Genomic DNA, 13214 nt, shown 5'->3' with positions numbered 1-13214 from the left:
CCCGGTGGTCCTCCCGCTCCGCACGCAGCCGCTCGACTTCTGGGTCGACCCGGCGGACGCATTCGTTGCCCTTTTCGGCGACGAAGCCGGGGCGGACGCCGCCTGGCTCGACAGCGGGCCGGAGGCGGCCGCCGGACATTCGTTCATCGGCACGGGCCGGCTCACCATGACGTCGTCGGTCGCCGACGGCACCGTCACGGTCGGCGAGGTGCGGAAGCCGGGTGGAATCCTGGATGCGCTACGCACCGACCTCGCGCAGCGCCCGCATTCCGAGCCGTCGCCGTATTCCGTGGGCTGGTGGGGCCGGATCGGGTACGAAGCCGGGGCCGCGGCGGTCGGCGCGCCGGTCGCAGCCGGCGACGCGACGGAGAACGCGCCGGAGAACGCGACGGAGAACGCGCCGGAGAACGCGACGGGCGACGCGACCGCCGACGCCGCCCTGCTCCTCGTCGACCGCCTCGTCGCCTTCGACCACGCGGCGCGGTCCGTAGCGGTCGTCACCGCCGACAATTCCGACGGTCGCGCCTGGGCAGCCGCGACCGCGGCGACGCTGGGCCAGGCCTCCGGCGCCGCGCGTGCCTACGAGACAGCGCATCCCCTCCCGGAAGCCGCAGCGCACTGGCGTCACGACGACCCGGCCTACCTCGCCGCGATCCGCGCGTGCCAGGACGCCATCCACGACGGGGATGCCTACCAGCTCTGCTTGACGAACCGTGCCGTCGCGACGACCACCGCGGATCCGCTGGCCGTCCATCTCCGCCTCCGCCGGGCGAGCCCGGCACCGCACGCCGGTTTCCTCCGGATCGGCGGCGAGACCCTGGTGAGCTCGTCGCCCGAGCAGTTCCTCCGCGTCGAGCCGGACGGTCGCGTGCGCACGCGCCCGATCAAAGGGACGCGGCCGCGAGGAGCGACCCTCGCCGCCGACCTGGAGCTGCGGGCGGAACTCGAGGCGAGCGAGAAGGAACGCGCCGAGAATGTGATGATCGTCGACCTCATGCGCAACGACCTGGGCCGGGTCAGCCGGGTCGGATCGGTCGAAGTCACGCACCTCCTCGCGGTGGAGAGCTACGCGCAGGTGCACCAACTCGTGTCCACCGTCGAGGGGCTCCTGCGGCCGGGTCTCGGCGCCGTGGATGCGGTCGCCGCGTGCTTCCCGGCCGGCTCGATGACGGGCGCGCCGAAGCTCAGCGCGATGCGCATCCTGAATCGTCTGGAGGGCGGTCCGCGTGGGGCGTTCGCGGGATGTTTCGGCTTCTTCGCCTTCGACGGCACGGCGGACCTGGCCATGGTGATCCGCAGCATCCACTTCACCGGGGACACCGCGGTGATCGGTGCGGGAGGCGGGATCACCGCGCTGTCGGTGCCGGAGGAGGAGCTCCAGGAGGTGCGGGTGAAGGCCGCGGCCCTGCTCGCAGCGGCCGGGCTGACGGTGCGCTGACCACACCGCCCGCTCGGGCAATGACGCCTGCCGCGAACTGAACGGTCACTGGGAACGGACTGGGCGTGTCCGAGGTTTAGTACGCTGGAGTCCCGGGCGCACGCCGTCCGGCCTCTTCCGTGCCGTCCGAATCCCGCCGACGGCACGACGGAACCCAGATTGAGAGTCACGTGGCACACGAGCACGACGCAGCCGGCACCACGGCAGCGAGCACCCCGCAGGACACCCGCGCCGAGCGCGCCCAGTACGACTTCGCGGCGATCCAGGACAAGTGGCTCCCGGTGTGGGAGCAGCTCCGGCCCTTCGCGACCGACGACCCCGCCGACACGCGTCCGCGCAAGTACATCCTCGACATGTTCCCGTACCCCTCCGGCGACCTGCACATGGGCCACGCCGAGGCCTACGCGCTGGGTGACGTGGTCGCCCGGTACTGGCGCCAGCAGGGCTTCAACGTACTGCACCCGATCGGCTGGGATGCGTTCGGCCTGCCCGCCGAGAACGCCGCCATCAAGCGCGGGCTCGACCCGCGCGGCTGGACGTACGACAACATCGCGCAGCAGAAGGCCAGCATGCGCCGCTACGCGCCCAGCTTCGACTGGGACCGCGTGCTGCAGACGAGCGACCCCGAGTACTACCGCTGGAACCAGTGGCTGTTTCTGAAGCTGTACGAGAAGGGACTGGCGTACCGCAAGGCGAGCCAGGTCAACTGGTGTCCCTTCGACCAGACGGTGCTGGCGAACGAACAGGTCGTGAACGGACGCTGCGAGCGCTGCGACCACCTGGTCACCAAGAAGAAGCTGACCCAGTGGTACTTCCGGATCACCGACTACGCGGACCGGCTGTTGGACAACCTGAACCAGCTGGAGGGCGCGTGGCCGTCCAAGGTCATCTCCATGCAGCGCAACTGGATCGGACGTTCGACCGGCGCTGACGTCACCTTCCAGATCGAGGGACGCGACGAGCCGGTCACCGTCTACACGACCCGTCCGGACACGCTGTACGGCGTGACGTTCATGGTGGTGGCGCCCGACTCCGACCTGGCCGCCGAGCTGGTCGAGGGTGCGCGTCCCGAGGTCAAGAAGCGCTTCGACGACTACCTGGACGTTGTGCGCGGCACCACCGAGATGGACCGCCTGAGCACCGAGCGCGAGAAGACCGGCGTGTTCCTCGAGCGCCACGCGATCAACCCGCTGACCGGTGAGCGGCTGCCGATCTGGGCCGCCGACTACGTGCTGAGCGACTACGGTCACGGCGCGATCATGGCCGTGCCCGCGCACGACCAGCGCGACCTCGACTTCGCGCGCGCTTTCGACCTGCCGGTGCGCGTGGTCGTCGACACCACGCAGCCGGTGACCGGTGCCATCCCGGTGATCCACACGGACCCTGCGACCGGCGAGCCGATCCTGCCGGACGAGGCGGCGCTCGAGAACCCCTCCGAGACGGGTGTCGCGCTGACCGGCGAGGGCCGGCTGATCAACTCGGGACCGTTCGACGGCCTGAGCAAGTCGAACGCCATCCGCCGGGTCACCGAGGCTCTGCAGAGCTCCAAGCTGGGCGCGCCGGCGAAGAACTTCCGCCTGCGCGACTGGCTGATCTCCCGCCAGCGGTACTGGGGCACGCCCATCCCGATCATCCACTGCGAGCAGTGCGGCGAGGTGCCGGTTCCCGAGTCCGACCTGCCCGTGCTGCTGCCGCCGGCTGAAGGCCTCGACCTGCAGCCGAAGGGCACCAGCCCGCTGGGCGCCGCGAGCGACTGGGTGAACGTCTCCTGCCCGAACTGCGACGGACCGGCGAAGCGCGACACGGACACCATGGACACCTTCGTGGACAGCTCGTGGTACTTCCTGCGCTTCCTGTCGCCGAAGGACGACACGCAGGCGTTCGACCCGCGCGAGGCGGAGAAGTGGGCGCCGGTCGACCAGTACATCGGCGGCGTCTCGCACGCCATCCTGCACCTGCTGTACGCGCGGTTCATCACCAAGGTGCTGTTCGACCTCGGCTACATCAGCTTCACGGAGCCGTTCACGGCCCTGCTGAACCAGGGCCTGGTGCTGATGGACGGCTCAGCCATGTCGAAGTCGCGCGGCAACCTGGTCAAGCTGTCCGAGCAGCTGGACGAGCACGGTGTGGATGCGGTGCGCCTGACGATGGCCTTCGCCGGCCCCCCGGAGGACGACATCGACTGGGCGGACGTGTCGCCGTCGGGTAGTGCCAAGTTCCTGGCGCGCGCCTGGCGTATCGCGGACGACGTGACGAGCGCTCCGGATGTGGTCTGGAAGACCGGCGACCCGGCCCTCCGCCGGGTGACCCACCGCTTCCTGGCGGACGCCCCAGGGCTCATCGAGTCGTTCAAGTTCAACGTGGTCGTCGCTCGCCTGATGGAGCTGGTGAACGCCACCCGCAAGGCGATCGACACGGGAGCAGGCCCGGCGGATGCCGCCGTGCGCGAGGCCGCCGAGGTCACCGCGATGGCGCTCAACCTGTTCTCGCCGTACACCGCCGAGGACATGTGGAGCAAGCTCGGCTACGAGCCGTCGGTGGCGCTGGCGCAGTGGCGCAAGCCCGACCCGACGCTGCTGATCGAGGAGTCCGTGACGGCCGTGGTGCAGGTCGACGGCAAGGTCCGTGACCGGCTGGAGGTGTCGCCCAAGATCGCGTCCGACGAGCTGGAGGCGCTGGCTCGCGGCCTGGAGGCGGTCGTCCGCTCGGTCGGGGACCGAGAGATCGTCAACGTGATCGTGCGCGCGCCGCGGCTGGTGAACATCGCTACCAAGCCGCGCGGCTGAGGTCGGTCGCTCGCGCCCGAGGGCGTCGGATTGTCGTGCACAATCCGGCGCCCTGGGCGTTTGTCCACCTCTTCGCTCTCGGGCGGTTCGGGAGCGGCGGCTCTTCCTAGCGTGAAGGGATGCGACATCGTTCCGATTCCTCCGACCTCGACGGGCCACCGCCCGAGCTGAGCGACGGCTCCGCCGGCCCTGCGCCGGATGTGGAAGTGCCGGGGGATGGCGACGGGAACGACGGGCGACGTCCGCGGCGGGTGCGGGTCGGGGTCGGAGCGGCCGTCGTGCTGCTCATCGTGGCGGCCGTCGTAGCGGTGCTCGTGTCGGCGACCGCGCAGCGGGGGAGTTCGCTTCCGCTGCCGACCGGCACGGGCGCCGTCTCGCGCGCCCCCTCCTCGCCTGGATCCGGGCCGGACACGGCGGGCAGCAGCGCGATCGTGCATGTCACCGGCGCGGTTCGAACACCCGGTCTCGTCGTCCTGCATTCCGGGGCGCGGGTCGTCGACGCGGTCGCTGCAGCGGGAGGGTTCGCCGACGGAGCGGATGCGGCCGCCCTGAATCTCGCCCGGCCGGTGGCCGACGGCGAGCAGCTGGTCGTTCCGCGGGTGGGCGAGCAGCCGCCCTCCGGCGCCGTCGCGAACGTTGGGAGCAGTCCTGGAGGGGCGGCGGCCGTCCCCGGAGCGCCCGTCAATCTGAACACGGCGACTCAGCCCGAGCTCGAGAACCTTCCGCGGATCGGCCCGGCGCTCGCCCAGCGCATCCTGGACTGGCGAGCGGCCAACGGCCGGTTCGTCCAGGCGACGGATCTCCTGAAGGTCTCCGGCATCGGCCAGAAGCTCTTCGACGGCCTGAAGGATCGGGTGACGGTGTGATGCCCGACCTTCGGCTGGCTCTTCCCGCCGTGGCCCTGTGGGTCTGCTGCGCGGTGCTGATCGGGCTTCCCGACGTCGCTTGGATCGTTGCGATCGTTTCGGCGGCTTCGGCCGTTGTCGCTGTCTGCGCCGCGCTGATCGGCCGGCCGGGAGCGGGCCGGGTTGCCCTGACATCGCAGGGGCGGATCACGCGGATAGGTCCGTTGATCGCGACGGTGCTCGCGGCTGCCGGGTTGGCCGCCGCCATCGTCGCCACGCAGGCGCCCGGTCGGTCCTCCCCGGAGCTGGATGCCGCCGCCGACGCCTTCGAGACAGCGGACCTCCGCGTCCGTGTGGAGCGAGCGCCGCAGCGCGTCGCTGCCGGCTTCGACGGGGCCTCGCGGTGGAGCGTTCGGGGCAGGACGGTCGAGCCGCACGCGTCCATCCCGGTCTCGGTGCTGTTCGGGGCCGGCGAGCGGGAGGCGAGAGTCCTCGCGCTGGGCGCGGTGATCGAAGTGGAGGGAACGGTCGTCCTCAACGAGCCGGGGGAGGCGACGACCTATACGATCCGGGTGAGTGGCGACCAGCCTCCTGCCGTCTCGGAGCATCCGCCGTTGTGGGTCGCGTGGACCGCCGTGATCCGCACCGGCTTCGCCGAGGCGGCGAGCGTGACGCCGGGTGACGGGGGAGCGCTGCTTCCGGGCCTCGCGATCGGTGATGAGACGGCCGTCTCGCAACAGCTCGACGAAGCGATGAAGGCGTCGTCGCTGAGTCATCTCACAGCGGTGTCGGGGGCGAACTGCGCGTTGGTGATCGGACTCGTCTTCGGCCTCGCCCGCTTGGCGGGGGCCGGGCGGCGGATGCGCATCCTCGCGGCGTTCACTTCGCTCCTGGCCTTCGTGGCGCTGGTCGGTCCGGGAGCGAGTGTGATCCGCGCCGCAGCGATGGCCGTCGTGCTGCTCATCGGGTTGGCACGCGGTCGGCCGGCTGACGGCGTTCCTGCGCTCGGCCTCGCGGTGATCGCGCTGCTGGTCAACGACCCCTGGCTGGCGCGCGACTACGGTTTCGCCCTCTCGGTGCTGGCGACGGCGGGCCTGTTGGTCCTCGCGGGCCCGCTGAGCCGGGTGCTCTCGCGATGGATGCCGCGCTCACTCGCGATCGCACTGGCCGTCCCGACCGCGGCGCAGCTGGCCTGCCAGCCGGTGCTGGTGCTGCTGACGCCGACGCTGCCGCTGTTCGGCATCCCCGCGAACCTGCTCGCCGAGCCGGCAGCGCCCGTCGCGACCGTGCTCGGGTGCCTCGCCTGCGCACTGCTGCCCTGGGCGCCCGCCGTGGGTCAGTTCGTGGTGTGGCTGGCGTGGGCGCCGTCGGCATGGATCGCGCACGTCGCGACCTTCGCGAGCGGACTACCCGGCGTCGCACTGCCGTGGGCGCCCGGGGCGGTCGGAGTGGTCCTCAGCGGTGTCGTCCTTCTCGCGGTCGGAGTCCTGCTTCTCGCCCGTCGAGCTCCGCGCCTCGTGTCGGCCACGGCCGTGGTCGCGCTCTGTCTCGGCGCTGTCGTGTACACAGGGGCACTGGGTGGCAGCGCGGTGGGCCGTGCGCTGGCCATCCCCGCCGACTGGCAGATCGCCGCGTGCGACGTCGGGCAGGGAGACGGCGTGCTCATCCGCGATGGCGACTCGACGGCCATGATCGATGTGGGACGGAAGCCGGAACCGGCGACAGCGTGCCTCGACCGGCTCGGGATCGACAGACTCGACTTCCTTCTCCTCACTCATTTCGACGCGGACCACGTCGGCGGTGTCGCATCGGTGGCGCAACGGGCTGATCGCGCGATCGTTCAGCGTCCCGTGCGGGACGCCGACGAACGGACGCTGGCCGTGCTGGAGTCCGCCGGGGTACCGCTGGAGCAGGGCCACGCCGGGCTCCAGGGCCGGCTGGGTGCCCTGTCCTGGCGGCTGCTCTGGCCTCTCGGCGGGAAGGGCCGGGAGACCCTCGCCACCTCCGGCGCGGCGGAGGACACCGGTAACGCCGGGAGCTTGACGCTCGAGGCGGAGGGTCGGGGAGTCCGCTCGATCTTCCTCGGCGACCTGGGCGAGCAGGCACAGGATGCCCTTCTCGCCACGCGAGCCATCCGGCCCGTGGATGTGGTGAAGGTCGCCCACCACGGCTCCGCCGACCAAAGCGCCGCGCTCTATCAGGCGCTCGGGGCGAGGGTGGGCCTGGTGTCCGTCGGCGCGCACAACGGCTACGGGCATCCCACCCGACGTGCGCTGGAGCTGCTGGCGGACTCGGGAACGGCGGTCGCACGGACCGACGAGTCCGGCCTGCTGCTCGTATCGCCCGGTCCCTCCGGGGTGCAGCTGTGGAGCGAGCACGCCGCGACGAGCAGTGCCGGTGGTCGCCCGTATCCTGGATACGCAGGGCCGGAACAGGACGGCTCCCGACCCCGACGAGGAGACCCGTGGCGACCCGAGGCAGCAGTAGAGCCGGCGCAAGCAAGCCGCGTGCCGCGAGCGCGATCCCGCAGGTCCCGTGGAATCAGATCCGCGCGGCGCCCGTGGTGCTCGTCACAGGGACCGAGGGATTCCTCGCCGAACGTGCCGTCCGCACCCTTCGCGATGCGCTCAAGGCCGACGACCCCAGCCTCGAGATCAGCGACCTCAATGCCGGTGACTACGCCCCCGGAGAGCTCCTCACCCTCGCGAGCCCCTCCCTGTTCGGTGAGCCGCGGCTGATCCGGGTCGAAGCCGTGGAGAAGTGCAACGACGCGTTCCTCGCCGACATGCTCGACTATCTGAGCTCTCCCGCCGAAGGCACGGTCGTCACGCTGCGGCACGGCGGCGGCGTCCGAGGCAAGAAGCTGCTCGACGCCATCCGCTCCGGCTCCGGTGGAGGCATAGAAGTCGTCTGCGCAGAACTGAAGAAGGACGCCGAGAAGTACGACTTCACCCAGGCCGAGTTCGCGGCGGCGGGACGCAAGGTGACGCCGGGCGCGCTTCGCGCGATCACGTCGGCGTTCTCCGACGACCTCGCCGAGCTCGCGGCGGCGTGCCAGCAGCTCCTGTCCGACTCCTCGGAGCAGATCACCGAGGCCACGGTCGACAAGTACTACGGAGGGCGCGTCGAGACCAACGCCTTCCAGGTCGCGGACGCCGCGATCGCCGGTCGGCACGGCGAAGCGCTGGTGACCATGCGTCACGCCCTTGCGTCCGGCGCCGACCCGGTCCCAATGGTGGCCGCCTTCGCCAGCAAGATCCGCACGATGGCGAAGATCTCGGGGTCGCGAGGCGGCTCCGGGCAGCTCGCCCAGCAGTTCGGCCTCGCTCCGTGGCAGGTCGACCGCGCACGCCGCGACCTCCAGGGCTGGACCGAGGACGGCCTGGGACGCTGCATCGAGCTCCTCGCCGAGACCGATGCCAACGTCAAAGGCGGAGGACGCGACCCGGTGTTCGCGCTCGAGCGGATGATCCGCATCATCAGCGCCCGCGGTCGCGACTGAGCGCACCGCACATGCAGCGAGCCCCCGCCCGGACCGTAGTCCTGACGGGGGCTCGCTAGCGGCGCGGGACAGGTCCCGCGGGCGGTCGTCGCTTAGAGCGCGGCGACCTGCTTGGCGATTGCCGACTTGCGGTTCGCCGCCTGGTTCTTGTGGATTACGCCCTTGCTGGCAGCCTTGTCGATCTTCTTCGCGGCGAGGCGCAGCGCCGCGGTCGCCTTGTCCTTGTCACCGGCGGAGACAGCCTCGCGGGTGGCGCGGATGGCCGTCTTGAGCTGGCTCTTCACGGCCTTGTTGCGCTCCTGCGCCTTCTTGTTGGTGCCGTTGCGCTTGATCTGCGACTTGATGTTTGCCACGAATGGTCACTTTCGTTCTGGAGTGAGTTAGGGATGTGCCGCTCAGCGGAGAGGGCGCCTTGCGGCGTTTCGTGCGGACACATCCACACGCAAGCCAACAAACAACATTACCAGCGATTGCACCCTCCCACCAAAACGGTGTGCGGTCACCGTCCGACGCGTGCGGGCGCGTACGACCCGACGAGCAGCTCCTCCGACAGCGCAGGGCCGTTCGGCTCCCATCCGAGCTCCACCCTCGCGCGGATTCCGCGTGCCTGCTGATCGAGCAGCAGCGCCTCCGCGAGTCCTTCGCCCAGCCGCGAGGTCGTCTCTTCGAGAGACTCGGCAGCGACCCCGCCGGCCACGTCCGCGGCCTGGGCGGCGACTTCGCCGAGTTCGCGGACCGTGGGGTTGTGCCCGCCGGCGCCGATGTAGGTGTGTCCCGCCGTGCCGTTCTCCAGGGCGAGCACGTAGAGCGCCGCCAGATCGTCGACATGCACCGTCGCCCAGTGCTGCGACCCATCGCCGATGAGACGGAGCGTCGGGACGGCGCCTGTGCCGCGGGGCGCGTCCACGATCACGTTCGCGAGGCCCTTGCCGTGCCCGTAGACGATCGAGGGGACGACGAGGGTGCCGCGCACGCCCTCCGCCGCGAGCACCAGACGCTCGCCCGTCGCCCGCCAGGCGGTCAGGACAGGTGGCGCGGCCGGGGACTCCTCGGTGATGTCGTCGCACGAGCCATAGGTCCAGATTCCGCCAGTGTGCACGAACGGCTTTCCCGAGTCGGCGAGTCCGGCAAGGACCGCGGGGACGAGCACGGCATCCACGTCCTTCGAGGAGGCCAGGTGGATGACGCCGTCGCTGGCCCGCGCGGCACGCTCCACGAGAGCGGCGTCACTCGCGTCGCCGATGAGCGCCGTGGCGCCCGCCATCTGGACTGCAGCTGCCTTGGCCTCGTCGCGGACGAGGGCGGTGATGGCGTGGCCCTCGTCGAGAAGACGGGGGAGAACGGCCGATCCGATGAAGCCGGTCGCGCCGGTGAGAAGGATGTTCATATCGTCCACAACATCAGATGCCCGCGAACATTCCCCAGGTTGCCGTCCCCTCGGAGCCCGCCGGGCCACGCGCGTAGGCTCCTTCCATGACTTCCACCAGCATCGCCATCGTCAACGGTTACGTCGTCCCCGTCTCGCAGGAGCCGATCGAGAGCGGCGTCGTCCTCATTCGGGACGGCGTCATCCACGCGGTCGGAGCAGCGGGCGACATCGAGATCCCCGATGACGTGACCGTGGTGGATGCGGCAGGCAAGTGGGTGCTTCCCGGCTTCATCGAATCGCACGGGCACGTCGGCATCCACGAGGAGGCGAACGGCCCGGCCGGCGACGACACCAACGAGATGACGACGCCGAACACTGCGGCGGTCCGCGCGATCGACGCGATCAACATCGACGACGAAGGGTTCCGCGATGCCCTTTCCGGCGGTGTGACCTCGGTCGTGGTGAAGCCCGGATCGGGCAACCCGATCGGCGGCCAGACCGTGGCGATCAAGACCTGGGGCGGACGGATCATCGACGAGCAGGTCATCCGCGAGGCCGTCAGTGTGAAGTCGGCTCTGGGCGAGAACCCCAAGCGTGTCTACGGAGCCAAGAATCAGACCCCGAGCACGCGTCTCGGCGTCGCCATGATCATCCGCGAGGCGTTCGTGGACGCCCAGAACTACCGGACCCGCCGCGACGAGGCGCAGCTGGAGGGCAAGCCCTTCGACCGCGACCTCGCGAAGGAGACCCTGGTCCGCGTGCTCGACGGCGACCTCGCCTGGGATCAGCACACCCACCGTCACGACGACATCGCGACCGCGCTGCGCCTCGCGGACGAGTTCGGCTACCGCCTGGTCATCAACCACGGCACGGAGGCCCACAAGATCGCGGACGTTCTGGCCGAGCGCGACATCCCGGTGATCTTCGGGCCCATGTTCACCTCGCGCTCCAAGGTCGAGCTCCGTGACCGGGCGATCGCCAATCTCGCCACCCTCGCCCAGGCCGGAGTCCGGGTCGCGATCACCACGGACCACCCGGTCGTGCCGATCAACTTCCTCGTGTACCAGGCAGCTCTGGCGGTGAAGGACGGCCTGCCGCGGGAGACCGCGCTCGAAGCCCTGACCATGAACCCTGCGGCATTCCTCCGTCTCGACGACCGCGTCGGCTCGCTGGCCGTGGGGCTCGACGGCGATGTGGTGGTCTGGTCGGGTGACCCGCTCGATGTGAACTCGCGCGCCGAGCGCGTCTACATCGGCGGCGCCGAGGTCTACCGCTTCGAGGACGGGCGCGGCCACGTCGCCGAGCGCGCCGAGCGATTCGCCTGACGACGGCCACCGAGCGTTCATGGGAGAATGGCCGGACGATGTCACCACGAGCTCTTCAGGCCCTCGAGCCCGCCGCGACCGACCCGGCCTCCCTCCGCAACTTCTGCATCATCGCGCACATCGACCATGGCAAGTCGACCCTGGCCGACCGGATGCTGCAGATCACCGGCGTGGTCTCCGACCGGGACATGCGCGCCCAGTACCTCGACCGGATGGACATCGAGCGTGAGCGCGGTATCACGATCAAGAGCCAGGCCGTCCGCATGCCGTGGGAGGTCGACGGGCAGACCTTCGCGCTGAACATGATCGACACCCCCGGGCACGTCGACTTCACCTACGAGGTGTCGCGCTCCCTCGCCGCGTGCGAGGGCGCCATCCTGCTGGTGGATGCGGCCCAGGGCATCGAGGCGCAGACGCTCGCCAACCTGTACCTCGCCCTGGAGAACGACCTCACGATCATCCCGGTGCTGAACAAGATCGACCTGCCGGCGGCCGACCCCGAGAAGTACGCTCAGGAGCTCGCCAGCCTGATCGGTGGCCGCCCGGAGGACGTCCTGCGCGTGTCCGGCAAGACCGGCATGGGTGTCGAGGCGCTCCTCGACCGCGTCGTCGCCGAGATCCCCGCGCCCGTTGGCGCCGCCGACGCCCCGGCCCGCGCGATGATCTTCGACTCCGTCTACGACAGCTACCGCGGCGTCGTCACCTACGTCCGCATGGTCGACGGCACGCTCCACCCGCGCGAGCGCGTGCAGATGATGTCCACGAGGGCCACCCACGAGATCCTCGAGATCGGGGTCTCCTCGCCCGAGCCGACGCCCTCCAAGGGGCTCGGCGTCGGCGAGGTCGGCTACCTCATCACCGGCGTGAAGGACGTCCGCCAGTCGAAGGTCGGCGACACGATCACGACGGCGGCGAAGCCAGCCACTCAGGCCCTGCCCGGCTATACCGAGCCGAAGCCGATGGTCTTCTCCGGCCTGTACCCGCTCGACGGCAGCGACTATCCCGAACTGCGTGAAGCCCTCGACAAGCTGAAGCTGTCGGATGCGGCGCTCGTCTACGAGCCCGAGACCTCCGTCGCCCTGGGCTTCGGCTTCCGCTGCGGCTTCCTCGGCCTGTTGCACCTCGAGATCATCACCGAGCGGCTGTCGCGGGAGTTCGACCTCGACCTCATCACGACCGCCCCGAGCGTGATCTACGAGGTGACGACGGAGGACAAGAAGACCGTCACCGTCACCAACCCGAGCGAGTTCCCCGGTGGCAAGATCGAGAAGGTCGAGGAGCCGGTCGTCAAGGCCGCCATCCTCGCCCCGAAGGACTACGTCGGGGTCATCATGGAGCTGTGCCAGGGTCGCCGCGGGACGCTCCTCGGCATGGAGTACCTCGGCGAGGACCGCGTCGAGATCCGCTACACGATGCCCCTCGGCGAGATCGTGTTCGACTTCTTCGACCAGCTGAAGTCCAAGACCGCCGGTTACGCCTCGCTCGACTACGAGCCGTTCGGAGAGCAGGAGTCGGACCTCGTGAAGGTCGACATCCTGCTGCAGGGTGAGGCGGTGGATGCGTTCAGCGCGATCGTCCACCGCGACAAGGCCTACGCGTACGGCACCATGATGGCGTCCCGTCTGCGCGAGCTCATCCCGCGCCAGCAGTTCGAGGTGCCCATCCAGGCCGCCATCGGCGCCCGCATCATCGCGCGCGAGAACATCCGCGCGATGCGTAAGGATGTCCTCGCCAAGTGCTACGGCGGCGACATTACGCGAAAGCGCAAGCTCCTCGAGAAGCAGAAGGAGGGCAAGAAGCGCATGAAGATGGTCGGCCGCGTCGAGGTCCCCCAGGAGGCCTTCATCGCGGCGCTCTCCGGCGACACGGAGAAGAAGGACAAGAAGTAACGAGTCCCGGCGGTCGCAGCTCGTTTCGCGAACCCCGGGGACATGGCGGAAGATGAATAC

General features: G+C 70.0%; 8 protein-coding genes and 1 pseudogene. 7 read left to right on the top strand and 2 right to left on the bottom strand.

The window, feature by feature from the left end; translation table 11 throughout:
- The first annotated feature begins 4 nt into the window (after positions 1-4).
- The 5 genes and pseudogenes from AB4Z18_RS08855 (at position 5) to holA (ending at position 8571) form a co-directional block, all read left to right on the top strand.
- Positions 5-1438, top strand: coding sequence for an anthranilate synthase component I family protein (locus AB4Z18_RS08855; protein ID WP_441782314.1), 1434 nt, complete (start codon positions 5-7; stop codon positions 1436-1438).
- 170 nt (positions 1439-1608) lie between these two features.
- Complete coding sequence (gene leuS, locus AB4Z18_RS08850) at positions 1609-4224, top strand: leucine--tRNA ligase (protein ID WP_441782313.1); 2616 nt, start codon at positions 1609-1611, stop codon at positions 4222-4224.
- A gap of 119 nt (positions 4225-4343) precedes the next feature.
- Positions 4344-5090: a ComEA family DNA-binding protein gene (locus AB4Z18_RS08845; protein ID WP_441782312.1), complete on the top strand. Its 747-nt coding sequence runs from the start codon at positions 4344-4346 to the stop codon at positions 5088-5090.
- Positions 5090-7249 (top strand): annotated as a pseudogene (locus tag AB4Z18_RS08840) (ComEC/Rec2 family competence protein); the annotation flags it as partial. The gene AB4Z18_RS08845 and the pseudogene AB4Z18_RS08840, both read left to right, overlap by 1 nt.
- A 284-nt stretch (positions 7250-7533) precedes the next feature.
- A complete protein-coding gene (holA, locus tag AB4Z18_RS08835; protein WP_441782311.1) occupies positions 7534-8571 on the top strand; it encodes a DNA polymerase III subunit delta in 1038 nt (345 codons plus the stop codon).
- Between the two features lie 92 nt (positions 8572-8663).
- On the opposite strand, the gene rpsT is transcribed toward holA, so the two are convergent.
- Together rpsT and AB4Z18_RS08825 are read right to left on the bottom strand one after the other, a co-directional pair.
- Complete coding sequence (gene rpsT / locus AB4Z18_RS08830; RefSeq protein WP_441782310.1) at positions 8664-8924, bottom strand: 30S ribosomal protein S20; 261 nt, start codon at positions 8922-8924, stop codon at positions 8664-8666.
- A 146-nt stretch (positions 8925-9070) separates the two neighbouring features.
- A complete protein-coding gene (locus AB4Z18_RS08825) occupies positions 9071-9958 on the bottom strand; it encodes an NAD-dependent epimerase/dehydratase family protein (RefSeq protein ID WP_441782309.1) in 888 nt (295 codons plus the stop codon).
- 86 nt (positions 9959-10044) lie between these two features.
- On the opposite strand from AB4Z18_RS08825, the gene AB4Z18_RS08820 reads away from it, so the two are divergent.
- Positions 10045-11265, top strand: coding sequence for an amidohydrolase (locus AB4Z18_RS08820; protein WP_441782308.1), 1221 nt, complete (start codon positions 10045-10047; stop codon positions 11263-11265).
- Between the two features lie 38 nt (positions 11266-11303).
- Positions 11304-13154 carry a translation elongation factor 4 gene (gene lepA, locus AB4Z18_RS08815; RefSeq protein WP_441782307.1) on the top strand — a complete coding sequence of 617 codons (1851 nt, stop codon included), beginning with the start codon at positions 11304-11306 and terminating at the stop codon, positions 13152-13154.
- The last annotated feature ends 60 nt before the right edge of the window (positions 13155-13214 follow it).

The organism is Leifsonia sp. 2TAF2 (assembly GCF_052115085.1).
GTDB lineage: Bacteria > Actinomycetota > Actinomycetes > Actinomycetales > Microbacteriaceae > Leifsonia.
The sequence above is the reverse complement of the archived record's forward strand: the minus strand, read 5'-3'. Positions and strand labels throughout refer to the sequence as shown.